The following is a 22154-nucleotide window of genomic DNA, read 5'->3' on the forward strand; positions in this document are numbered from 1 at the left end:
CTTAAACACTAATGCCAACCTCTTCAGCCTCGGCGGCCGCTTGCTTGCTTTCTGCGAACTGCGCATGATAGAGTTCGGCGTATTTACCGTTTTGACGCATCAAATCTTCCTGAGTCCCTTCCTCTACCACCATGCCGTCCTCAATAACCAAAACACGGTCAACCCCTCGCAAGGAAGACAGGCGATGGGCAATCATAATAACCGTTCTGTCTTGCATCAGGGATTCCAAAGCCTCATAAACCTTGGCTTCCGACTTATTATCCAAAGAACTGGTAGCCTCATCCAGAATCACAATAGAAGCGTCTCTTAAAAGAGCGCGCGCGATTGCCAAACGCTGGCGCTGCCCTCCCGATAACATAACGCCCCGCTCGCCCACCCGAGTATAAAGGCCCTCTGGCAAACTTTCCACAAAGTCTTTCAGGCAAGCTTTATCCAGGGCATCCCAAATGGCCGCTTCATCATCTTTTTTGGCGATATTGCCAATGGCTACGTTTTTCAACAATTTTCCGTCAAAAATAAAAGTGTCCTGAAGCACAATGGCGATATGCTTGCGAATCGACTCCACCTTGTAGTCCCTGATATCCTTACCATCAATGCGAATCATACCACTTTGCACATCATAAAAACGTGGCAGAAGATTTACGATGGTACTTTTACCGGCCCCGGAAACACCCACGATGGCCACTTTTTCGCCTTTATTAATTTTAAGGGAAATGTTTTTTAAAACCGGCTGTCCTGGTACATATTCAAAAAAAACATTTTGCAATTCAATGCAGTCCGAAAACTGCTTGAGTTTTTTGGCATGTGGCCTGTCAGAAATGCTGGGCTGAACATTAAACAGGTTTTTAATGCGGGCAGCCGCAAGGTAAGCCGATTGGGCCGCCATCAAGTTGTTTCCCAAATTTTTCATGGGGTTGTAAAGCATAATCATGGCCACAATAAAGGAAACAAAACCACCTTCAGTCATGTCTCCCGCCAGCACCATTAAAGAACCCTGCCAGATGACCAGAGCGACGCCAATGGCAGCAATCATGTGCATTACGGGCGTGAGCCATCCACGAATTTTAACGCCCTTCATGGCCCGGTCATACAGTATTCTCTGGTATTTACCAAAAACCTTGTGGTTATAAGCAGGAAGATTGTAGCCATAAATAACCCTGGCACCGCCCATGGCCTCCGTATAAAACGACAGCACTTTGGCAGACACTTTGGTTTCTTTTTTATTTAAACTCTTGATAATTTTTCGAATCTGGGTGGAAGGGTACAGCATTAACAGAAGAACGGTGATTGAAATCAGAGACAGCTTCCAGGAAGTATAGACCAGAATCCCCATCAGACAAATGGTAGAGGAGAAGCGGGTGATCAGGGTCTTCAGGTTATTGAGGATATTGGTATTAACCGATTCCGCGTCTCTGTAAAAGCGTTGAATCAAAAAACCGGCAGAGGCCTGATCAAAATAGCTGACATCCATGGTCAGCAGTTTTTGGTATAAAGCTTTGCGAAGATCACTCATCACCCGAAAGCCCAGCCAGCCATTCAGGTAAATAGACAGGTAATTCAGCAACCCTTGCACCAAAGTGATACCCACCACCACCAACGGCACATAAGCCAAGCTATTGAAAGTTTGAGCCGATTGAAAACCTTCCACAAAAGGTTTTAATGAAAAAGCAATGGCCCCTTCCAGAGCGCCAATCGGAATGGGAACAGCCAGGGTTAGTATGGTTCTGAGCCAGTAAGGTTTAAAAAATTGAGCAATCCATTTATAAATATCCAGTGCGCTCTCTTCAGGCTCTTTGGATTCCCCTTCACCATCATCGTTATCATCAGAACCGCTTTTTGACCTGGCTTTTTTCTTGGCACTGCTCTTTGCGGCCATATCTAGCACTTTTTGATTTGGATTTTTAATTTGATTTAAAAAAGTCAGCATGGCAGCTCAAATTCAGACGAGAACAAATAGCATATTGAGTCATCAGATTATCTTCTCCAGATCCGTTATGTCAAGCGGCTCCCATCCTTTTTATACGAAGGAAAGTTAACAATCTTCCTTCTCTGAATGTAGTAGTTAAATTTACAATCTGTCTGCCCGTCAAAATTTCAGTCAAAGCGCCTAATCGGTGTTTTTATACCAGCGCCAATCAGAATCCATTGAGAATTCCTTTGATTGACACAGCAGAAGAAATTTTTCAAGAAGAGGCCGCTAAAGCCAGTAACTGGTCAAACACGGATTTTTCCAGCGGCATCACCGACAAGCGAGACTGCTTAATCAGCGGAATTTCCGCCAAAGCGGGCGTGGCTTTTACCTCAGCCAGTGTGACTTTACGCTTTAAAGGTTTGACAGGCTCCACCTCAACCACCACCCAGTCCCCTTTAGGATTGTCGGTCGGGTCTGGATAAAACTCCCGGCTTACTTTGGCGATGCCAGCCAGCGCTTTTTCAGTCACACTATGATAAATCAGCACCTGATCGCCCTTTCGCATGGCTTTCAGATTGTTACGGGCCTGAAAATTGCGCACCCCGTCCCAAACGGTGCTGCCGTCCCGCACCAGGTCATCAAAGGAAAACTCACCCGGCTCGGTTTTCATCATCCAGTACTGCATTGTCAATCAACCCCTTCCAGCCAAATGGCTTTTACGCTTGCGTTTCATTGTATCGTTCCATTCAGCAGTTCTCAAATAGCGAATTGGGTTGAGCGTGGTATGATGCTTGAAAAGAGAGTTAAAGACCGCTTCCCTGTGCCACAATCGCTAACCCTTTGCTATATAGCCGATGCTACCAACATCCATGTCCAGCGCTGGCTGGGTTATTTTGTGGAGCGAGGACATCGGGTGTACTGCCTCAGTGACAAGGGAGGGAGTATCGATGGGGTGACCGTCATCCCACTGCCCAACCGGGACCATCTCATTGCGGACGGCAAAGGGAACGTCTCTAAAACAGCGGTCATGAAAGCGCGGGCGCAAAAAATCAGGGAAGTGAACCGAGAAATCAAGCCCGATCTGGCGCACGCTATCTTTTTATATCAGCGAGGCTGGTCTGCCGCTTTGGCCGGATTTCACCCGCTAATCATCACCCTGTTGGGTTCCGACATTTATCTGCCCCGCCACAATTACCGGCATGTGGCACAATTGTGGCGAGATCAACTGATCAACGCCCTGTCCATGCGGCAAAGCGAAATGATTACCGCCGTTTCTTATGACTTAAACCGTTCAGCCAGCCTTATGGTGATGGGCTTGGCCCCTGTTGAACTGATCCCCATTGGCACAGATCCTCATTTATTCCACCCCCAAACCGATACCAGCAACCTACGAGAGCGCCTGAATATCTCGGAGCACAGTTTTGTGGTGCTAAGCCCGCGCCAAATGACGCCTCACTACAACCAAATCACCATTATTGAAAGTATCCCCAAAGTGCTGGAAGAGATTCCAGAGGCCTTGTTTATTATGAAGGACACCTTTTGCAACACCGCAGAGCGTCAGCAATATGTCCGCTCTCTTAAGGAACTGGCCGAAAACCTGGGGGTCAATCACGCCATTCGCTGGGTGGAAGAGGTGCCTATGGCTGAACTTCCTCAGTATTACTGTCTGGCCGATGTGGTGGTGTCAGTGCCGAGTACCGATGGTATGCCGGTCACTATTTTTGAGGCGATGGCCTGCCAAAAGCCTTTAATTGTAGGCGATTTATCGGCTTATAATGAAGTGATCATCCACGGGCAAACCGGCTTGCGGGTTCCCATTCGCAATCCTGAAGTATTGGCCCGCTCCATTATTAAAATTCATAAAAATCCGGCGCTGGCGGGTCGGCTGGTGGAAGAATCTCAGGTGATTTTGCACCAGTACGGCATTTTTAGCGAACAGATGATGCGCATGGAGCGCTACTATCAAGGCTTGATCAGCCGTAAATTGTCTGTGCCCAACTGTATTCGAAAAAAGCTGAATCGCTGGCTGTTCCAATTGATCGTTAATATCACTTAAAATTGCTCATTCAGACGTTTCAGGCGCCTGCTTCCACGCTGATGATTGAGAAGCGGGCCTGTTTCCGGTAAACTGTAAACATCGTCACACCTGTATTTACAAGGAACCTTCTCATGCAAGATTTAGAGCAAAGCACCAAAGATCGTTTAAAAGCTGAAATTGAGCGGGAAATCAGCGAAAACAAAATTATTTTCTACGGCAAGGGCACCAAAGATATGCCCATGTGCGGCTTCACCATTGAAACCATTCAATTTTTAAGCCAGTACGGCCATCCTTTTGAAGTAGTGAACGTGCTTCAGGATATGGAAAAACGGGCCGTTTTGGCTGAAATGACCAACTGGCCCACCTTGCCTAAAGTTTTTATCAACGGTAAATTTTACGGGGACACTGATATTTTAGGGCCCATGGCTGAAAATGGCGAACTGCAAGCCATTTTCAAAGAAGCGTTCCCTGAATCCGTAGCCCAGTAGGAACTATCCCATGTCGGCTCCATCCTGCGCCCACCAGCCTGAAACGCTTGTGGCAGTTCAAACTGTGCGTAAGCATTTTGGATTTTGCAAGCTCACTCACTACGCTCTGATTATGGTATCCGGGCCGGATGCCAGTTCTTTCCTGCAAAACAGGCTCAGCAACGATATTTTGGCATTGTCCAGTGGGCAAGGCCATCAAAACACGGTGCTGGATCGACAGGGGAAAATTCAGGGTGTTTTTGACCTCTACCGGGCCGATGAGCAATGGTTCATGCTGATTGACGCCGCCGAACGGGATAATGCGCTGGGCCAGATTGAAAAATTTCACATTCTGGAGCAGTTTCAAACGCAAGATACCGCTGCCGATTTTGAGATATGGACCCTGCAAGGGCCTGCCAGCGCTGAGGTTTTGAAGGCGCATTTGCCCCAAGAAGCAGAACTCCCCGCCCAACTCTTTGACTGGAAAACTCTTGAGCTGTTTGGCATTGCCACACGGGTGATTCGGCGCAGTTTAAGCGGTGAGGACGGCTTTGTGTTGCTGGTGCCAACAGCGCAAGCAGAAGCCTTTCAAGCAGCGCTGGTTCCCCACTGCCAAGCGCAAAACGGCGTTGAATTTTGCGATGAGACGCTGGAGATTCTTCGCATTGAAGCGGGCCTGCCCCGCTTTGGGAAAGACTATACGTTTGAAACCCTGCTGCCTGAAACCGGTCTGGAGCGGGTGGCGGTCAGTTACAGCAAGGGCTGTTATCTGGGGCAGGAAACCATTGCCCGGGTTAAAACCTACGGTATGGTTCAGCAGGCCTTGGTGGGGCTATTGCTGCCACCCGAATCGGTTCTGCCGCCAGAAGGAGCGCCCTGCCAGCTGGATGGAAAAACGGTTGGTCATATCACCAGCGCCACTTATTCTCCCACCTTAAAGCGGCCTGCGGCCATGGTGTATTTGGGCAAAAATGAGCGCATTCCCGGTAAAATACTGCCGCTGGTAATTAACGGCATCCAGTATCAGGCGGAAGTGGCCTTGCTGCCCTTTTATACCGGGCTGTCTCTGGCCAAAAGCGGAGAGGCTTTATTGCAGGATGGCTTAAAACTGTTTTCCGAAGGGTACGAGGAAGAGGCCATTCGCTACCTAAGAGAGGCCGTGGCCGCCGCCCCGGATTTGCTGGCCGCCTATGAGGCGCTGGGGGTCATTTTATCCCGTCATGGTCAGTATGATGAAGCCATTGAAATGATGAACCGGGTGTTGGCGCTGGATGCAAACCATGTGTTGGCCCACACCAACTTGTCGGTGTTTTATATGAAACTGGGCGACAAGGAAAAGGCGGAAGACGAGAAAGCCAAAGCTACCCTGGCCGCTTTCAGTCAAAAAGCCAAAGCGGCCGGTCTTACCTTTGATATTGAGGCCGAACGCCGTAAAAAAGAGCAGGCCACCCAAGAAAAAATAGCCATGTTTCAGGAAGCTTTAAAGTTCAGCCCGGAAGATCCGTTGGGGAATTTTGGGCTGGGGTCTTCCTTTTTAGAGCTTAAACACTATGAAGCGGCCATTGAGCCGTTTGAAAAGACATTAAAAGCCCAGCCGAAGCACTCTGTAGCCTATTTAATGCTGTCTAAAAGCCTGGAAGGGGCAGGGCAATTGGATCAGGCAAAAGCCACTTTGCAAAAAGGCATTGAAGTGGCTGCCGCCAAAGGCGACTTGATGCCTCTGAAGGAAATGCAGGCTCGTCTGGAAAATCTGAGCCGCTAAACAAGGCTCGGCCCGGTTACACTTCCAGTGGCTCGGTTGCGTCCTCAGTCTGCACCAGCCAGCCCAGACAGGATACAAAATTTCCACGCCCATCTGGATTGACCAACCCTTTGCGAACCAGATAATTGACCCGTGAGGAAATATCGGTCAATTCCACGTGTTCAAAGCTTTCCCCGCTGGAAGGTTGCCGAATATCGTGATCCAGCAGGTATTGCTTGATTTGATCGGTGTTGGCCTGTCCCCCGTTAAACACAATGGCCCGAAACAGCTCATAGTTCAAAGAGTTTTTGCGGCGCAGCACTTCACCCACTTGGCTAAATGCCATATCCGGCAAAAAAGTACCGGGTAAGCGCACTGGCTGATGAGGGCGGTACATGAAGCCGCTTTGATTCGCAAAACTGGCGGTATCCAGCCCTCGTTCGGTGGCCCCCAGCGAATGGGCGTTCAAAGTCACGTCTGAATGTAGTGCATTCAAGCCCAACGCAGAGACTTTATCCTCACTAAAGTTTACCAGTATTGACTTGATACTTAACTTTAACGTGATTAATTTTTGCTTGGCCAACTTTAACTGCCGCAGCTTTTCAATTTGCTTTTCCAGTTTGTCAATCTGGGGCTCCAGTTGCGCTAGCTCTAGTTCGGTTTCACTCAATAAATCTTCCAGCCGGGAAGCGCTTGAAATTTTCTGCGTATTTTTGGGTGTTTTTTTAGCAGGCATGCCCAACTGACTCCAATCCATATCATTAAGTTTATTCTAAGTTATTTTAATAAATACGGCAAGACTACATTAAGACATAATATAAACTTAACAATAAAATGACTTCAAAAAAACAGAAATAACGTCACAAAAGCGTCAATAATCTCAATCACTGAAATTACCAACGTAGCAGTAGAGTTTTGCTATCACTTGTCCAACCTTGCCAAGGATTCCTGGGCGTAATCATAATCCACTGCCTGATCTACGGCTCCCTGCTGAGCCAATGCCATTGCTCGCTGATAATGGCGAACAGCTTGCGCTGAATTGCCAAGCCCCTCGTAGGCAAAAGCCAGTTGATTCTCTATGTTCGCCCCGTGCATCTGGCTATCGTCACTGGGGGATTGCTCCAGCAGGGCTTGCCCCGCTTGAAATGAGGCAATGGCCTCTTGAAACCGGTCCTGATCCAGCAAAATATCCCCCAAGGTGAAATAGGCGTGATAACAATGGGGATTGAGGGCAATGGCTTGTCTGGCAGCCCGATTAGCCTGTGGGTACTGTTTCAGCTGGCGCAGCGCATTGGCCAGCGCGTTATACCCCCATTCAAACTGGGGCGCTTGCTGGGTTACTTTTTGATAGTAGCTAACAGCGCCCTGATAGTCACTTCTTACCGACCGAGAGTCCCCGGCCATTTGATAATACCGGGCCAAAGCCGACAGCTTATCGGTGCCTAACGGCATTTCAACCCGTTGAAATGCCTTAACCTGAAACGCCAGCGAGGCACTGGGGCGGCTGGCCAGCGTTCTTTGAATTTCCAGCTGGGCTTGTGGCAGTTTATAAACCGATTTTAATTCACGGGCCAACACCCAGTGCAAATCCGCCCGCTCCGGTGCTTCCAGTGCGTTTTGCAAAGCGGACAGCAAGTAAGCATTTTCTACAAAATCCTCAAAGCCGCTCAAGGCCGAAATTTCCGCAAGGCTGGCCTTGGGGTTGTCTTGCTCATAGTACAACAAGGCCAGTTTTTCGTGAGCTTGCGAGGCAAGGGGGCCAAGCATCCGCTGGTGGAGCCAATCAGAGGTGGTTTGTTCTATCGTTTTTTGGTAAAAGAAAATGGCTGCCTGATTTTTGCCCATGGCATTGAATAAATCGGCCAGTAACAGGGTGGGAACCGGGGCATACGGATTGCCAGATTTTAAAGCGGACTGGATCAACTGGCGCTGAGCGGCTTCAAAGTCTTTGGCGGTTTGAAAATCAAACTGGTTGGCGTTGATGGTGGACCAACGGGTGGTCAACGGTTCAGCCGCATAAAACCGGGGGATTACGCCGCTAAATAGCGCCCAACCAGCGGCGGCTATGATCAGTGACGCAAGCGAAAATGCGCCTATTGCCAGCAACCGGCCTGAAAAAGACCTGCCGTATTGCGGCTTGAACCCATGATTTAAAGACAAATCAGTTAATTTCATAATTGAGTTTCGGTGTTTAAGCCACGAACTGAAGGCCCAATCCTCTTTTTATATTAGGATCAGATGAACGGTTATTCAAAAAGCAACAGGACTGCAAATTGAACCATGCCATTTCAAATAATGCCCACCGATGACGGCTCCCTATCCTGCCTGGATTTGGAAACTGGACAACTGAGCCATAACAGCGCCGGGGCTTATACCGAAGCCTTTCAAAATTACGTGCGCCCCTCCCTGCTTTTGGAAAAACCTGAAAAGGCAGACCAGATTAGGGTTTTAGACGTTTGCTATGGCATGGGCTATAACAGTTGGGCTTTGATTAACGAAATCCTCAAACAGGGCCTGACCTGTCAACACCCCACCCGCCCGCCATTCACAATATCCATTACCGCCATTGAAAAGCACCTGGAAGCCGTCCAGTTTTTGCCCCATGTTTTGAAGCATCCCACCTTCGATGCCCTGAGAACTTTTTTAGCCCCATCGGAACATAATATATATTATCGGACGTTAACGGACACAAATGACACGAAGGAGGAACTTACAAACCCTCGACGGTTTATGATGACTGTAGCAGGTTGGTTGCGGCTGGATATTACTTTATGGCTGGATGATTTGCGCTGCCGAGTGCCTCAATTACAGGAGGATTTCGACGCTATTTTTCATGACCCATTTTCGCCTCAAAAAATGCCGGAACTGTGGACTCAGGATCTGTTTCAGCATTATCATCGGCTTTTAATTGAAAAACAGGGCGTTTTGCTCACTTACAGCACGGCGGCGGCGGTGCGAGGGGGCTTAAGCGCGGCGGGGTTTCATGTGCTAAAAACACCTGGACTGGGCAGAAAAGCAGGCAGTACACTGGCTTTAACCACCCCGCTCACCGTGGCCAGCGATTTTACACTGCCGTTGGCTGCTTGGGAGGCCGAGTATATACAAAGCCGGGCCGGTATTCCTTACCGGGATGAAGGGTTGCAACAATCCCGCTCCCACATTCTTCAGCAGCGGCTTATGGCACAGGAAAATTCCGCTCGGCCTTCCGGGGCCAAGGCGTTAAAGCAAAAACCGATTTACGACCCGCACACGTGATCGTTGGGAGAATCCACTCACTTTTTTGGGGGTTAGGGTTATGCTCAGTCATTTTTTCGCTTGGGTTGAATAAGGCTGATCTGATCTGTTCTGATCCGATTCCAAGGTACATCCAAGACGCTTGGATTTTGCCATCCCTTTTTATGGATAAAGTCCCGATTTCAGAAATAATGCCTTTTTAAAGTATGTTTAGCTTATTTTAAGTCAAAGATGGAAATACGTCATTTTAAATACATAAAAGTTAAGCCGTACGCACAAAAGAGCAAACGAGAGTTAAGCATCACAAAACAAATTATGCTCTATACACTTTAGTTTTACGAGAGAAATGCATATAAAAGAAACCGCTTTCAATTTAGCGGAGATCCAGACGCCCAAAGCTGAAGCGCTACACCCGTTAGCCCAGCGCAATAAACGCCATTGAAGGCACGATCAATACCGTCCTCACCTTTTTAATGCCATTTTAAGGAGTCGGGCGCATGCCCAAATCCGGGGGATTAATTCTCGCCCACGGCGAGGGCAATGCCACGGTACCTGACGCGTTGGGAGGCATCAATTTTTGAGACGTGGCAGGCGGACTAGAGGATTGCGCATGCCCCCAAAACGTCGGATTTTTAACCGACTGCCACCGGCCGCTGGCATCTTTTTCGATTTTACGCATGCCCAGCAAAGGGCGAATGGTCCAGTTCTGAACCTTGATCATCAGCTCATCAAAGGGGTGAGCCACCAAGGGAACCATGCCCAGCCCCACCGCCACCGGAATGGGCTTTTGCAGCAATAGCCGGATCATGTTTTTTTCATTAAACTGAAATTGATCAAGCTTGCGTAAATCTTTTAAGTCATTGGGCAACCCGGATAACAACTCGCCAAAAATAGGAATCCGCTTCAGGTGCTTGGGGTTTTGCTTGGTAGCCCAATTTTCCAAAGGAGCCATCATCTGGGCAATTTTTTGACCGCTGCGGGCCAACCTGGGTTTTAATTGCTGATTGGCCCAAGGCATCCAGTTTTTTGCATACCGATTCAAACCAGCATGATTGCTCACCAACTGCCCATAGCGGCTGGTATCGGAAGTCAGGTGCTTGTCCACCATATGCGCCCCAGCCCCAATAATCATGGGCGGCACCAGCAAGGTAGCCACCCCGTGAAAGACGCTCAAATCCAGAGCCTCAGCCCCAGTTTTTTTGATTTTTTCCCATTGCGTCAACTCAGGCCCGGCATGGTGATACTTTTTAGGCAGGGAGGTCCCCATATCGGCCAAAACATAAAGGCTGGAAATGCCATAACCCAACATTTTGCCAACCCCGCCCAGATAAGGGGCCAGAAACTCCCCGGCCTCATCGGCATAGCCGCCATACCGCAGCGCCGTATCCCGCCAAACAGAAGCATCCTCGGGAGCCTTCGCCTCCGGCTCCTTGGGTTGAGACGCTGGCAGATTGGCATTCGGCTTTAACGCATTGTCCGGTGCCCCGGAAGAAAACTGAGCCGGACGAAAAGGAAGCGCACCATGATTACCGGTCCACAGATGAGGCCGCTGGAACGCCGTATTGGAATAAGCAGGTGGAGAATAGGGAAAGTTTAACATCAATGCCGTTCTTTGGGCTTCCTAAAAAATAAACGCTGCCAAGTCGGTAATATCATAAGCCACTTAGCCCTTCAATCACAGCGGGTGCGCTTTAAATCCTGAACCAACCACCTCAGCCGCCGAATGAATAAGCAAATGGACTGAATGTCAGGCGTCTCTGGTAATAAAACGGCCATACTGATTTGTGTGCCATCAAGCGCCCTAATAAAATCACCCCCGGTTTATCCGGGCTGGGCCATCATCAGCGTGGTGGCCTCGGTATTCTCTCGATACAGGGGTACGGTGAAGCAAACCTCAAAATGTCCATGAGCGTAAGCCAGATTGATACGGCCCCCCATGGCTTCCACCAAACCACGGGTAATAAACAGACCCAGTCCACTGCCCCGTGTGGTGCGAACCAAGCTATCATCCAGACGCTTAAACTTCTCAAACAGCGTTTCCAGATCATCCAGATCGGCCATAGGCCCCGGATCGCATTGATTGGCCACCGTAATCATCATCATGGGGTGGGCCAAAAGCCCATCATCGCTGCGCGCAATACTGGGTACCTCTTGCGGTTCCCGATGGACGGAAACCTGAATGGGGGTATCGGGCAAGGAATATTTAACCGCATTGTCCATCAGGTTCAGTAAAATCTGCTCCAGGCGATCCGGGTCCGCCAATACGGATAGGGCCTCATCCACGCTTTCATCTACATGAATCTGAATTTCACGTTGCTCCTTGGTTTGAATAAACTGGGCGCAATTCTCCAGCAGCGCTGGCAAATCCACCTGATCCGGGTATACCCGCAAATTGGCTTTTTCCAAATCAGGAATCACCAGCAAATCTTCGACCAGACGGCTTAAGCGATCGGCTTGCTGCTTGATGGCCTTGATGTGCTTTTGACGGGCTTCACTATCCAGCGTGCCATCATAGCGAATCATGCGGGAGGCGTTGCCCTTGATAATGGTCAGCGGGGTACGAAATTCGTGGCTCACCGTATCAATTAACGTGGACTTGAATTCATCCATCTGGGCCAGCTTGCGGTTGGCATCCTGAATGGCCTGCCAGGAGTCCGCTGTTTTGCGGGCCATTCGGTTAAATTCCAGGGTTAAATACACAATTTCATAAGGGGTAAAACTATTGGTTAGCAAGCGGATACGGCGAAAATAGTTGCCGTCTCCCATGGCCTTTACCCCTTTAATTAACTGCCGGAAGTTACGGCTAATGCCCAGAATATAAGGCAGCACCATCAGCAGCATCAGACCCAGACAGGCCAGGGTGAGTAACAGGGTTTGTCCGGCAGCCCGTTTGATGTACTTCAGTTTAACGTTATAGGGAGATTCTATAATGATGCCCCAGTTAATTTCGGGCATCTTGACGATCACTTTTTCCAGCTTGGGGGTTTCATCCCCTTCCTCAGTTTCCGCCTGAGGGATGGCTTGGGGGGTGGATGAAAACTCGTGGGTTACACCCGGATTGATTTTGGCGAACTGGGCGTAATCTTTCCCTTTAATCCGCTCCTGATTATCGGCCCCGGTGGGCCCGGCAATAATCACCCCGTTGCTATCAATAATGTAAAAAGCGCTATATAAAGAGTTATTGGACTGCACCAGCGTTTCCAGATAATGAAAACTTTTTTGATGCACATAGTAAGCGGCCTGACCGGTGGCTTGCATCGGAAAAACCGCCCGCAGAAAGTAGGGGCTATCCTGTGGGTTTCCGGTTTCAAAGTAAATCACCTGAAACGGCTGAAAACGATGGGGTTTTTCCATTAAAGTGGCCCCCTGGGAAGCCGGGGTGAGATCAAAGGGCAAGCGCAGCTCCGGGCTGAGGGTTTGAAAATCCCGGTAAGCATCCTCCAGCCGATGCCCCTGTGCATCATACAAACCCACCGCGTAAACATCACTGTCCAGCCCCATAACCTGCTGAGCGGCCTGATGAAAGCGCTGCCCCCCCTTCATATTGCCTGCGGTCAGCCGAGCCATCATATCCACCTGCTGCTTTTGCCAGGTCATTTCGGTATCGAAACCTTGATACAAGGCACGGGCGGTATATTCCGTAAAGCGTCCCATTTCTTTGCGTAACGCTTTTTGGTTGATGTTGTTAATTAAAAAAGTAACGCCCAACAGCGGCAAACTCACAATTAAGCCAAAGCAAATTAAAATTTGCTGGTAAATCCTGAGCTTGGGCATATTAAAGCGAATCATGGGGGCCAATCTGAAAAATTAATGGGGGGCAAACAAAGCGTTCAGCTAAAAAAAGTTAAAGACTCGTGGGGATTTCCGTAGGCACCGGGTTAAGCCGATATCCCACATTGGTGACGGTTTGCAGATACAACGGGTGCTTGTGATTGACCTCAATTTTCTGGCGCAAGCCGCCCACATGAACCCGCAACATCCGCACGTCCTCATCGGCCTCATAACCCCAAACTTCCTGCAAAATGGTGGCCAAAGAAACGGCTTCGCCCACATGTTGCATCAGGCAATATAAAATCTCAAATTCGGTGGGGGTCAGCTTGATAATTTGCCCATTCAATACCACTTCCAGCGAGGAGGGAATTAAGCGCATTTCGCCCGCCGATAGCACCTCATCTTTTTTAGGGGCGTTGACCTCTTTGTTCAAAGTCCCGGTTCGGCGAAACAAGGCCCGCATGCGAACCATCAGCTCCTGAAACTCAAACGGCTTGACCAGATAATCATCGGCACCGGCGTTAAAGCCTCGAATTTTATCCTCAATGGTGCCTTTGGCCGTTAATAACACAATAGGCACGCTGGCCGAGGCTCGGTTGGCCCGAATGCGTTTGCAGACCTCAAAGCCATCCAGCTTGGGCATCATGACATCCAGTACAATCAAATCGTAGATTTTGGCCTCCGCCTTTTTCAGGGCGTTCATCCCATCGTTGGCGGAATCCACCTGAAAACCCATCAGTTCCAAATCCAGCCGCAGCAGATCAATGATTTCCGGGTCATCATCCACTACCAGAATATTCACCATGCGGGTGCTGTCTCCAAAGTTCCGGCATTATAACAATCAGTGGCCTTCATCTTATCAGTTTTCAAGCCCCACACAGAGAAAAACAAGGGGTTTGCAAGGAATTTGAGAGAAGGCCTGAGAAGGCATTGCCTGATTATTGTAGCAAAGATGGCTTTAAACATTAAAGCGATCCCCATTCAGTTCACGGTTCACAATGAATTTTTTGTGTAGCTGCTTGGCCCCATGGCATGAGGCTGGCACGATTCTGGCCTGATGCCAAGCCGATTTCCAGCGATTTGGCGCATCATCCCACTTTAAATTGTTTATTTCGGGTTCTAGCAACAAAATCCCCCAGCGAGGTTTTATGCAAACAAGGCTAACAATACAGTAAGGGATGTTCAGGGACATATGGGTATGCAATCCGCATTTATGAATCCTCAGCCGTACGGCAATCCAATGCCGTTAGCGCTGAGCCAATATCAACCATTGGGAGCGACCTCTTCTTTAAATGCGCCCACCATGGCCCACCCTGGCATGACCCAACTGCCCAGCATGCCACGCCCTCTGTTCACGCAGCCCATGAGTCAACCGGCTCAGGCTTTCCCAACCTTACCAACCCCAGACCAGTTTTTGAGCGCCAATTCAGGCATGAGTGACCACCCGGCTCTCAGCGCCAGTGGTTTAAATAATAGTCTAAACAATGGCAGTTTGGCAGGGATAGGCGCTGCTTTGCCCAGTCCGCAACAGTTGGCCCCGGGGTTGTATCAACCCGCTAACGCTGCCTATCAAACCGCCGCCAGCATTCCGGTAGGGGTTATTCCCAATTTGGCGGAAGTACCCAGCCCTTATATGGTGGCGCCATGGCTCTATCTGGCCAAACCGGCAGCGCCCCAGTTGCCGCCTGCGGCGCCCTTATATCCACCCATGTATCCGCCCAATCCAGCGGCAAGCATGCAGCCACAGCAACCACCCATGCAGGCTCCGGTGCAACAAAAAGGACCACAGCAGCCTCCAGCGCCACCTGTGCCACCCGCACCACCGCCACAACAGCCCCCGGCGCAACCACCAGCAACTCAACCCAAAGGGCCAACCACCCCGCTGGATGATGGGGGGCTGACGGACACTCAAATTCAATCTTTAAACGATCGATTGAACAGCGATAGCGAAGACACCCGGGCGGATGCCGCAATGGAGCTGTTCAAAATACTGGATAAAGATCCCACCCTATCCACTCGGGCCCCTTATAACCAGTATGTGAACGCTTTTATGGAAAAAATCATGAAAGATCCCAGCGCCGTGGTACGCACCGCCGGTGAACTGGCCATGCAAACCGGGCGGGTCAAACAGCCTTCTGAAGGATTGAAGAATCAAATCACCGTTCTCAATAAAAATCCCGGCGGCCTGAGCGGGGAAGGCGGCGTGATCTCTTCTTTAATGGGCTCTATCAAAAACAACACGCTGGGTCAGGGCTTTTCAGAGCTTCCCGGCGCTATGACCACCATTCCCGGCAGTGAAGAAGCGGCTGCGCTTCAGAGACAGGCCACCAACCCAGCGGCCCCAGCCGCACCCGGAGTAGCGCCCAATACGCCCAATGCCGCTCCTCCCAATCCCTATGCGGGAACCGCCAATCCAAACAATGGCCCCGCCCAACCCAATCCAGCCATGGGCACCGCTCCCACCCCCACAGAATATGGCCAACAACCGGCAGCCGCCGCCGCCTTGCCTACAGCCAACCCGTACGGGGGCTTCAACCCTGCTGGCGCTCAACCGGCCTATCCCAATCCCTATGGCATGGGCCAAGCGGGTATGCCTGCCGCCGCCGGTCAACGACTCAACTATCTCAGTCAGGCCCAACCACAGCAGCCCGAAGCCATGATGAGACAACAAGGACAACCGGGCCTGCCGCCCCAAGCCGGACAAAGACTTAATATACAGGAGGGTTATCGCTAGTGACCACCCCACTCACAAATTCAACGTCATCCAACGGCACCAATGCCTTGGCAAGAGCAGGGCTTAGCAAGCCGGTACTGGGCGTGTTCACCCTGGGTGCTTTGGGATTTAGCGCATGGCGAATGAAGGATGCCTTTGTGGGCAGCCAGCAAAAAGCCAATCAGCAGGTGTCCACCCTGAAAGCCGATAACGATTACCAGTTAACCGAATATAACTTTGGCCAGTATTCCGGCAGTCCGGGTATGGATAAACTGGCCCTTAAATATGATGGATTAAAGCGCTACGGCCCTTTCCGCCTTAAAGAAAATTACCAGTCCGCTAAAATTCATGTCAACAACTTTTTCAGCAACGTGATAGGGCCAAACTTACTGCCACTAGGCGTGGGCCTGGCTGGCTTATACGGCACCATTGGCCACGAAAAAATGATGGGCTACGGAAAAAATATAATAACGTGGTGGAATGGTTGCAGCATTCTGAATTCTCAAGCCTGGACCACCCTGAAAGAAGTGGGCAAAAGCATAGGCTCAGGCTTATGGCAAGCCACCAAAGCGCCCGTAGAAATGACCTTCAAATCGCCGCAACATTTTGCCATTGCCAGTGGTATTACGCTGGTAGGCGCCTTTTTTGCCAAGCGCTTTGTGGATAACGTGAACGGAGACGCCCAGAAAGATTTTTACCGGGATGACCTGTTCCCTTAAATCACAAGCAGTATGCACAAGCCTTTTATTTATCCAAAATCCGTCTCTTAAAAAAACGCCAAATGCCAAAAGCCCACTGACAAACAGTCCGTGGGCTTTTTTCAATTTTTTTTATAAAACCAGCCTAACATTTTCCGGGTTAGAAGTTGGGATTGTAGCCTCTGCGTTGCAGTTCCAACTTAATTTTATCCAAACCGGCTTGCACAATGCGAGAGGTTCTGGAGGGGGAAATATTAAAAGTCTCCCCAATTTCACGCATCTTCATGTTTTTGAAAAAACGGGCTTCAATAATTTGCTTTTCACGTTCCGGCAATTTGGAAATGGCATCCCGAACCACTTTGGCCATTTCTTTCAGCTCTGAATTTTCTTCCGGGGTGTAGGCGTTGTCTTTAATTTCATGTGGGTTATCGGATTCCATCATGCTGTCTACCGACAGAATGGCTCCATAGACCGCTTCACGGGCCTTGCCTTTTTCGGCTTCAAAGCCAGCGCTTACTTCATCGTCCGCACCCGCTTCACCGGATGAAGCCTCCTGATTGGACTCCATGCTGACATGCTTGAGAGAGTACCACTTGTAGCGGTAACGTAACTCATTACGAATGGCCCATTTAATGGCCGTGGAAAGATAAGTTACATTAAATTCCCGCTCGGGGTTGGAGGTCAGCATCACGTGAATGGCGATTGCGCCAATATTAACCACTTCACTGAAATCAATGAGGTGGTTGGGAAGTCTGCTAAACTCTACTCTGGCCACGGTTTCAATCAAATCAACATAATCGTTGACTGTCTTGCGAGGCTTTTGAGGTGAGTCGGATGATGATGACTTGGACGTCATTAACGCTTGTCGAGCCGCCATAATTTAATACTCCACTTTAATATTCTACACTGAAGAGGGATAAAAGAGGCATATCATCCATTAAGTCTTTACCTGGAAACGCAAAAGCCACTCATCACGCAATGGTTAACCTTCACAGCCGCTCAATCAGGCTGCGGGCAATACTCTGCGCTTGATAATGATGATGAACCTTCGTGCTGCACTCAAAATCAGCTCCCACATAAAACACCACGGGCAAACCACTGTACTCAAAGCCGGTTTACCACACTGACTCAAACCTGGAATGATTCGCACACCCTCAATCCAAATATTGCTGGATAGAGCCTCCTCTTCTAGCTCCTATTCCCAATTGAGGTGAATTTAAAGTAACTTAAATTCAATCTTCATACTAAAATAAAAACAATGGAAACTCGGGAATTGTCCTTTTCGATAATCAGATTAATGTTCAGTTACACGGAAACCGTGACCGCAGTACCGGGAAAACAGGCCCGCTGACCCTCCCAAGATTCATATCAAACCTCATGTCACACCTCAAAAAAGAACGCCCGATTTTGCAATCGAACGTTCTCTAAAAAATAGGCTTTGGAAACGGATTCCCCAACCCTTATGCCAGGTAGTTCAAGCCCATTCCGGCTTGTGGAGCGGGCATCATGCCGGGTTGAAACCCACCCATGGGGGGTATAGAGGGAGGCTGTTGCTGAGGCAGCGCAAACTGGCTCATATCAGGCATGCCACCAGGTTGTGGGCCACCGGGCTGAGGGCCAGGTTGTGGACCAGCCATGGGCATCATCATAGCAGCAGGCGGCATAGGCGGCTGAGCCATAGGAAACTGCTGCTGAGGCATGAAGGGAGCGGGCATGGACATGGGAAAATTCGAACTCATGAAAGGATTCCTTTAAAATCTGATACAAAAGCGCAAGGCCTCGCCATGCTAACTGCCTCAAGCGATCAGGGATAGAGCGGCTTATTGTTTCTTCATACGCCAAGGCCCATTTACACTTTTAGAAAAGGCTTTAATTTCTCAAACTTCTTGGGGCCAATGCCTTTCACCTCAACAATTTGGGCCGCATCCCGAAAAGCGCCATGGGTTTTGCGATAATCCACAATACGCTGCGCCATTTTGGGGCCAATACCCGGTAATAATTGCAACTGGCTCAAACTGGCTGTATTCAGATTCAGCACTGGCGGGTGCTTCGGCTTTTTTGCGGCAACCGAACGCTTGTGGGATTTCGATTTTTTGCGGGGAGGCACTGCCAAATCGGCTTCCGGCGCCGTAAAAGCTTCCTCTGGCGCAACTTGCGGCAAAGAAACCACCAACTGGGCGGGTGGTAGCGGGGTCATCACAATTTGGGCTTTGGGCTGAGGCCATAACAAACAAGCCAGCATCCAAATCATCAGCCCGGTTAATGCCACCAATAGCCACAAACACCAGTTTGCCTGCCATTGCACAGACAATGGAGCCGCATCAATACCGCTATTATAGGCGATATCCGGCAAGCGTTTGTCATCCGCTGGCAAGAAGGGTTCCTGTGGAAGTGGGTCCATCAACCGTTGGCTCGCTTTGGGCTAGGCTTTTACCAGCGTTTGCTCGTAAAGCCGTTTCAGGTCATCATCTTCAACCCGCTTTTGCTCATCGGCCAGTTTTTTAAACGCCTCAAACAAGGCCACCGTTTGCTCATCGCTTACCGTTAGCCCCAGCTTTTCCAGCCGAGACTTTACGGCGGCCCGACCGGAACGAGGCCCTAAGGGCAAATAAGACTCTCCCAGCCCGATCCACTCAGGCATCATAATCTCGTAAGTGGCGCGTCCCTTTAAAAAACCGTCCTGATGAATGCCGGATTCGTGGGCAAAAGCGTTACGCCCCACAATGGACTTGTTGTACTGCACCGGCATACTGGTTAAATCGGAAACCATTTTGCTGGTTTCCGCAAAATGGACGGTATCGATATCGGTGTAAAGCCCTTCAAAGTATTCCGGGCGCACTTTCAAAGCCATTACCACTTCTTCCATGGCCGCGTTTCCGGCGCGTTCCCCAATGCCGTTGATGGTGCATTCTATCTGGCGGGCCCCGTTTTGCACACCGCTCAAACTGTTGGCGGTGGCCATGCCCAGATCGTTATGGCAGTGAACAGAAATAATGGCCTTATCAATGTTTGGCACGTTGATCATAATGCCTTTAATCAAACGGCCAAATTCATCGGGAATGGTGTAGCCCACCGTATCAGGAATGTTCACCGTTTTGGCCCCGGCGTCAATCACCGCCTCAATCATTTTATACAGATAAAAAGGATCGGTGCGACCAGCGTCTTCCGCCGAAAATTCAACATCGTTGCACTTGGAAGCGGCCAGCGCCACCATATCCCGTGCGATATTCAGGATCTCTTCACGGGTTTTCTTGAATTTGGCCTGAATATGAATGTCACTGGTGCCAATAAAGGTATGAATTCTGGGTTTTTCAGCATGTTTAACCGCATCCCAGGTGGCTTCAATATCCTGAGGGGTGGTGCGGCTTAAGCCGCAAATGGTAGGCCCTTTAATCTCAGTGGCAATTTGCTTGACCGAGTCAAAGTCACCGGGACTGCTAAAGGGGAAACCCGCCTCAATGACATCCACTTTTAAATCAGCCAGTTTACGGGCAATCAAAAGTTTTTCATGGTTTCTGAGAGAGGCGCCAGGACACTGCTCCCCGTCCCGAAGGGTGGTATCAAAAATAATAACCTTGTTATCCGGGTTTCTTTTGGGGGTGGGTTTGTCTGGGGCGCTCATAAACAGGGGTTTCCCTCTCTAAAATAATCACGACAGGGTGAAAGGGGTATTAAAATGCTATGATAACAGAAAATAAAAGTAGCCAACACCATTCAACAGCCTTCATTTGGGTATTTATGCGGCTTCTGGCAGTTGAGGCCACCTGAATGGAATGACCTTTCCCATAAGCCCGCTTAAAATTGAACGAGAGTAGAAAATTTTCAATGAATGGACACGTTCTGATGAAACTTCGCTTATCCGGGTTCAGCCTGAAACAGTCAATGACCGCTTTCAGCACATTCGCCTTGCTAGCACTGTCGGGCGTAATGCTCAACGTGTGGGCGGAAACCCCGCCCCTCTCAGACACCTTTCGTAAAGAGGCTGATGGCAAACTGGTTTTACTAGATTTTTATTCCGACTACTGCGGCACCTGCCAGATGATGGCCCCCAAGCTCAAGCTGATGCAGCGCAAAACCCGAGATCAAATTGTATTTCGGCATATTGACGTGGCCAGCGAGGCCAATAAAAAATACTGGGAGCAATATCAGCTGCACGGCACCCCCACCTATGTGCTGTACGATGCTCAGGGCAAACCGATTTATAAAATGGAAGCCCTGATTACCCCCGTGGTGCTGGAAAAGCAATTGCTTCGACACATCGATCGCTTAAAGCCGGTCACCATTCCTGAGGGAGTCGAAATTCCCCGGCTGGGTCTGGAAAACGGCGCTCCGCTGAATCAGCTGCTGCTTTTTTCCTTTGAAAATGAAGCCTGTGAGCCTTGTCAGGAAATGGCGCCTTTTTTGAACGGCTTTGAAATTAGCGGCAAACCGAACTTAAAAATATTGCGCCTCAACACCAACACCGATAGCGCTAAAAAACTAATGGGGCAGCTGAACATCAAAAAACTGCCAGCTTATGCCTTGCTGGATAATTCACTGGTTTCTCCAGCCAATTTGGCCAACAACCGGCGAGGCGAACTGTTTGTGATGACCGGCAAAGTTCCGCCTCGTGCCTTGTGGGATATTATCCGCATGTTTGGCGAGCCGGGCGTTTAACGGGGATTTGAAAAAGTCAGGCCTCATCCCCTGAAAAACACTGGGCCACCGGGCAGCCCAGCACATCGGCCAATTGAATTAACAGGGCCTCCGGGGGGTGCTGCGGATCAGTCTGAATGGCAAGCTGTTTATAGCGGGATTGATGCCCGCTGGCGAGTGTTACTCTGCGTTTGGGCAGCTTTAAAACTTCAGCCAGCAAAGCAATCACTGCCGCATTGGCCTTGCCCGCATCCGGCAAGGGCTTTACTTTCAAGTGGAGGGCTTCATCCCCGGTGGCGTAAGGTAGTATCTGGTTGTGCGCACTTTTGGGAGTGACCTTTACAGGCAAAACTAATGCCTCGCCTTTAATCCGGGCATGAATGGCCATGGCGTTGATAAACTAGTAGTTGAAGCCGGACTTCCGTAAGTGAACCATGGGCGCTTGCTCGTGATTCAGGTAGGCAGCGTCAATCACTTCGCCGATAAACAAATGATGCTCGGTGGTATCGCACTTGCAAACCACTTTGCAATGCATCACCGCCACGGCTTCATCCAGCACAATGCCGCTTTCAGAAACGGTGTGCGCCACTTCGTTAAACTGCTCGGGGGAGTAGCGTGAAAACGCTTTCATCAAATTCATGTTTTCGTTGCTCAGTACATTAATACTGAAGTGGCCGCTTTCCTCAATGGCCTTGTAAATTTCCCGATCGGGATGGATGGCCACCGAAACGCAAGGAGGCTCAAAGCCAGCCTGAGCAACCCAGGAACCCATCATCCCAATTTTCTGATCGCCTTGCTGGGCGGTAATGATAAACACGCCGCTAGGAATCCGGCCAATGGCTTGTCCAATTACTTCTTTGTTCAGCAGTTGTTCTGTCACTTTAAAATCCTCCACCTCAAAACACGTTTCCCCTATACTGTACTTGAAACCAGAGTGAAAATGAA

19 protein-coding genes and 1 pseudogene are annotated in these 22154 nt (G+C 49.7%); 7 read left to right on the forward strand and 13 right to left on the reverse strand.

Translation table 11 applies throughout. From position 1 onward, the window contains the following. Position 1: 1 nt before the first annotated feature. Positions 2 to 1876: an ABC transporter ATP-binding protein gene (locus ACEW81_RS11785; protein WP_373533186.1), complete on the reverse strand. Its 1875-nt coding sequence runs from the start codon at positions 1874 to 1876 to the stop codon at positions 2 to 4. 307 nt (positions 1877 to 2183) lie between these two features. Continuing rightward, positions 2184 to 2597, reverse strand: coding sequence for an EVE domain-containing protein (locus ACEW81_RS11790; RefSeq protein WP_373533187.1), 414 nt, complete (start codon positions 2595 to 2597; stop codon positions 2184 to 2186). Positions 2598 to 2732: 135 nt separating this feature from the next. On the opposite strand from ACEW81_RS11790, the gene ACEW81_RS11795 reads away from it, so the two are divergent. The 3 genes from ACEW81_RS11795 to ygfZ all read left to right on the forward strand — a co-directional run bounded on the left by ACEW81_RS11795 (position 2733) and on the right by ygfZ (position 6179). Next, positions 2733 to 3968, forward strand: a complete 1236-nt coding sequence (locus tag ACEW81_RS11795) for a glycosyltransferase family 4 protein (RefSeq protein ID WP_373533188.1) — start codon at positions 2733 to 2735, stop codon at positions 3966 to 3968. Between the two features lie 113 nt (positions 3969 to 4081). Then, a complete protein-coding gene (locus tag ACEW81_RS11800) occupies positions 4082 to 4438 on the forward strand; it encodes a glutaredoxin family protein (protein WP_373533189.1) in 357 nt (118 codons plus the stop codon). 10 nt (positions 4439 to 4448) lie between these two features. Continuing rightward, a complete protein-coding gene (gene ygfZ / locus ACEW81_RS11805) occupies positions 4449 to 6179 on the forward strand; it encodes a CAF17-like 4Fe-4S cluster assembly/insertion protein YgfZ (protein ID WP_373533190.1) in 1731 nt (576 codons plus the stop codon). A 16-nt stretch (positions 6180 to 6195) separates the two neighbouring features. Here ygfZ and ACEW81_RS11810 read toward each other — a convergent pair whose 3' ends face one another. Together ACEW81_RS11810 and ACEW81_RS11815 are read right to left on the reverse strand one after the other, a co-directional pair. After that, positions 6196 to 6894, reverse strand: coding sequence for a hypothetical protein (locus ACEW81_RS11810; protein WP_373533191.1), 699 nt, complete (start codon positions 6892 to 6894; stop codon positions 6196 to 6198). A gap of 185 nt (positions 6895 to 7079) precedes the next feature. Then, the gene (locus ACEW81_RS11815) at positions 7080 to 8333 is read right to left on the reverse strand and encodes a tetratricopeptide repeat protein (protein ID WP_373533192.1); all 1254 of its coding nucleotides are present in this window, start codon (positions 8331 to 8333) and stop codon (positions 7080 to 7082) included. 105 nt (positions 8334 to 8438) lie between these two features. Here ACEW81_RS11815 and ACEW81_RS11820 point away from each other — a divergent pair, with 105 nt between their 5' ends. Then, entirely contained in the window at positions 8439 to 9413 is a 975-nt protein-coding gene (locus ACEW81_RS11820) for an MnmC family methyltransferase (RefSeq protein ID WP_373533193.1), read from the forward strand. Between the two features lie 460 nt (positions 9414 to 9873). On the opposite strand, the gene ACEW81_RS11825 is transcribed toward ACEW81_RS11820, so the two are convergent. From ACEW81_RS11825 to ACEW81_RS11835, 3 genes are all read right to left on the reverse strand, one after another. After that, on the reverse strand, positions 9874 to 10992 hold the full coding sequence (locus ACEW81_RS11825; protein WP_373533194.1) for a hypothetical protein: 1119 nt from the start codon (positions 10990 to 10992) through the stop codon (positions 9874 to 9876). A 221-nt stretch (positions 10993 to 11213) separates the two neighbouring features. Further along, positions 11214 to 13166: a sensor histidine kinase gene (locus tag ACEW81_RS11830; RefSeq protein ID WP_373533195.1), complete on the reverse strand. Its 1953-nt coding sequence runs from the start codon at positions 13164 to 13166 to the stop codon at positions 11214 to 11216. A 70-nt stretch (positions 13167 to 13236) separates the two neighbouring features. Beyond that, complete coding sequence (locus ACEW81_RS11835; RefSeq protein ID WP_373533196.1) at positions 13237 to 13968, reverse strand: response regulator transcription factor; 732 nt, start codon at positions 13966 to 13968, stop codon at positions 13237 to 13239. Positions 13969 to 14361: 393 nt separating this feature from the next. Between ACEW81_RS11835 and ACEW81_RS11840 the strand changes: the two genes are divergently transcribed. Both ACEW81_RS11840 and ACEW81_RS11845 read left to right on the forward strand, forming a co-directional pair. After that, positions 14362 to 15897, forward strand: coding sequence for a hypothetical protein (locus ACEW81_RS11840; protein WP_373533197.1), 1536 nt, complete (start codon positions 14362 to 14364; stop codon positions 15895 to 15897). Beyond that, positions 15897 to 16595 (forward strand): hypothetical protein, encoded by a 699-nt coding sequence (locus ACEW81_RS11845; protein ID WP_373533198.1) that lies wholly within the window; start codon positions 15897 to 15899, stop codon positions 16593 to 16595. The genes ACEW81_RS11840 and ACEW81_RS11845 overlap by 1 nt, the downstream gene beginning before the upstream one ends. A 139-nt stretch (positions 16596 to 16734) precedes the next feature. Here ACEW81_RS11845 and ACEW81_RS11850 read toward each other — a convergent pair whose 3' ends face one another. From ACEW81_RS11850 to ACEW81_RS11865, 4 genes and pseudogenes are all read right to left on the reverse strand, one after another. Then, on the reverse strand, positions 16735 to 17451 hold the full coding sequence (locus ACEW81_RS11850; protein ID WP_373533199.1) for a sigma-70 family RNA polymerase sigma factor: 717 nt from the start codon (positions 17449 to 17451) through the stop codon (positions 16735 to 16737). A 583-nt stretch (positions 17452 to 18034) separates the two neighbouring features. After that, entirely contained in the window at positions 18035 to 18313 is a 279-nt protein-coding gene (locus tag ACEW81_RS11855) for a hypothetical protein (protein ID WP_373533200.1), read from the reverse strand. Between the two features lie 110 nt (positions 18314 to 18423). Beyond that, a complete protein-coding gene (locus ACEW81_RS11860; RefSeq protein WP_373533201.1) occupies positions 18424 to 18975 on the reverse strand; it encodes a ComEA family DNA-binding protein in 552 nt (183 codons plus the stop codon). A gap of 24 nt (positions 18976 to 18999) precedes the next feature. Beyond that, positions 19000 to 20196 (reverse strand): annotated as a pseudogene (locus ACEW81_RS11865) (2-isopropylmalate synthase); the annotation flags it as partial. A gap of 221 nt (positions 20197 to 20417) precedes the next feature. Here ACEW81_RS11865 and ACEW81_RS11870 point away from each other — a divergent pair. Then, the gene (locus ACEW81_RS11870) at positions 20418 to 21230 is read left to right on the forward strand and encodes a thioredoxin domain-containing protein (RefSeq protein ID WP_373533202.1); all 813 of its coding nucleotides are present in this window, start codon (positions 20418 to 20420) and stop codon (positions 21228 to 21230) included. 16 nt (positions 21231 to 21246) lie between these two features. On the opposite strand, the gene ACEW81_RS11875 is transcribed toward ACEW81_RS11870, so the two are convergent. Further along, positions 21247 to 21597: a DUF167 domain-containing protein gene (locus tag ACEW81_RS11875; protein ID WP_373533203.1), complete on the reverse strand. Its 351-nt coding sequence runs from the start codon at positions 21595 to 21597 to the stop codon at positions 21247 to 21249. A 12-nt stretch (positions 21598 to 21609) separates the two neighbouring features. Further along, positions 21610 to 22089, reverse strand: a complete 480-nt coding sequence (locus tag ACEW81_RS11880; RefSeq protein ID WP_373533204.1) for a flavin reductase family protein — start codon at positions 22087 to 22089, stop codon at positions 21610 to 21612. Between the last annotated feature and the right edge of the window lie 65 nt (positions 22090 to 22154).

It is taken from the genome of Vampirovibrio sp. (assembly GCF_041737375.1).
Classification (GTDB): Bacteria; Cyanobacteriota; Vampirovibrionia; order Vampirovibrionales; family Vampirovibrionaceae; genus Vampirovibrio.

Excerpts from the sequence above, each read along its gene's own strand:
- ACEW81_RS11810 (WP_373533191.1), bottom strand. The coding sequence starts at position 6,894 with ATGCCTGCTAAAAAAACACCCAAAAATACGCAGAAAATTTCAAGCGCT.
- ACEW81_RS11800 (WP_373533189.1), top strand. The coding sequence starts at position 4,082 with ATGCAAGATTTAGAGCAAAGCACCAAAGATCGTTTAAAAGCTGAAATT.
- ACEW81_RS11825 (WP_373533194.1), bottom strand. The coding sequence starts at position 10,992 with ATGTTAAACTTTCCCTATTCTCCACCTGCTTATTCCAATACGGCGTTC.
- ACEW81_RS11815 (WP_373533192.1), bottom strand. The coding sequence starts at position 8,333 with ATGAAATTAACTGATTTGTCTTTAAATCATGGGTTCAAGCCGCAATAC.
- ACEW81_RS11855 (WP_373533200.1), bottom strand. The coding sequence starts at position 18,313 with ATGAGTTCGAATTTTCCCATGTCCATGCCCGCTCCCTTCATGCCTCAG.
- ACEW81_RS11830 (WP_373533195.1), bottom strand. The coding sequence starts at position 13,166 with ATGCCCAAGCTCAGGATTTACCAGCAAATTTTAATTTGCTTTGGCTTA.
- ACEW81_RS11860 (WP_373533201.1), bottom strand. The coding sequence starts at position 18,975 with ATGGACCCACTTCCACAGGAACCCTTCTTGCCAGCGGATGACAAACGC.
- ACEW81_RS11870 (WP_373533202.1), top strand. The coding sequence starts at position 20,418 with ATGAAACTTCGCTTATCCGGGTTCAGCCTGAAACAGTCAATGACCGCT.
- ACEW81_RS11840 (WP_373533197.1), top strand. The coding sequence starts at position 14,362 with ATGCAATCCGCATTTATGAATCCTCAGCCGTACGGCAATCCAATGCCG.
- ACEW81_RS11785 (WP_373533186.1), bottom strand. The coding sequence starts at position 1,876 with ATGGCCGCAAAGAGCAGTGCCAAGAAAAAAGCCAGGTCAAAAAGCGGT.
- ACEW81_RS11850 (WP_373533199.1), bottom strand. The coding sequence starts at position 17,451 with ATGGCGGCTCGACAAGCGTTAATGACGTCCAAGTCATCATCATCCGAC.
- ACEW81_RS11820 (WP_373533193.1), top strand. The coding sequence starts at position 8,439 with ATGCCATTTCAAATAATGCCCACCGATGACGGCTCCCTATCCTGCCTG.
- ACEW81_RS11875 (WP_373533203.1), bottom strand. The coding sequence starts at position 21,597 with ATGGCCATTCATGCCCGGATTAAAGGCGAGGCATTAGTTTTGCCTGTA.
- ygfZ (WP_373533190.1), top strand. The coding sequence starts at position 4,449 with ATGTCGGCTCCATCCTGCGCCCACCAGCCTGAAACGCTTGTGGCAGTT.
- ACEW81_RS11835 (WP_373533196.1), bottom strand. The coding sequence starts at position 13,968 with ATGGTGAATATTCTGGTAGTGGATGATGACCCGGAAATCATTGATCTG.
- ACEW81_RS11790 (WP_373533187.1), bottom strand. The coding sequence starts at position 2,597 with ATGCAGTACTGGATGATGAAAACCGAGCCGGGTGAGTTTTCCTTTGAT.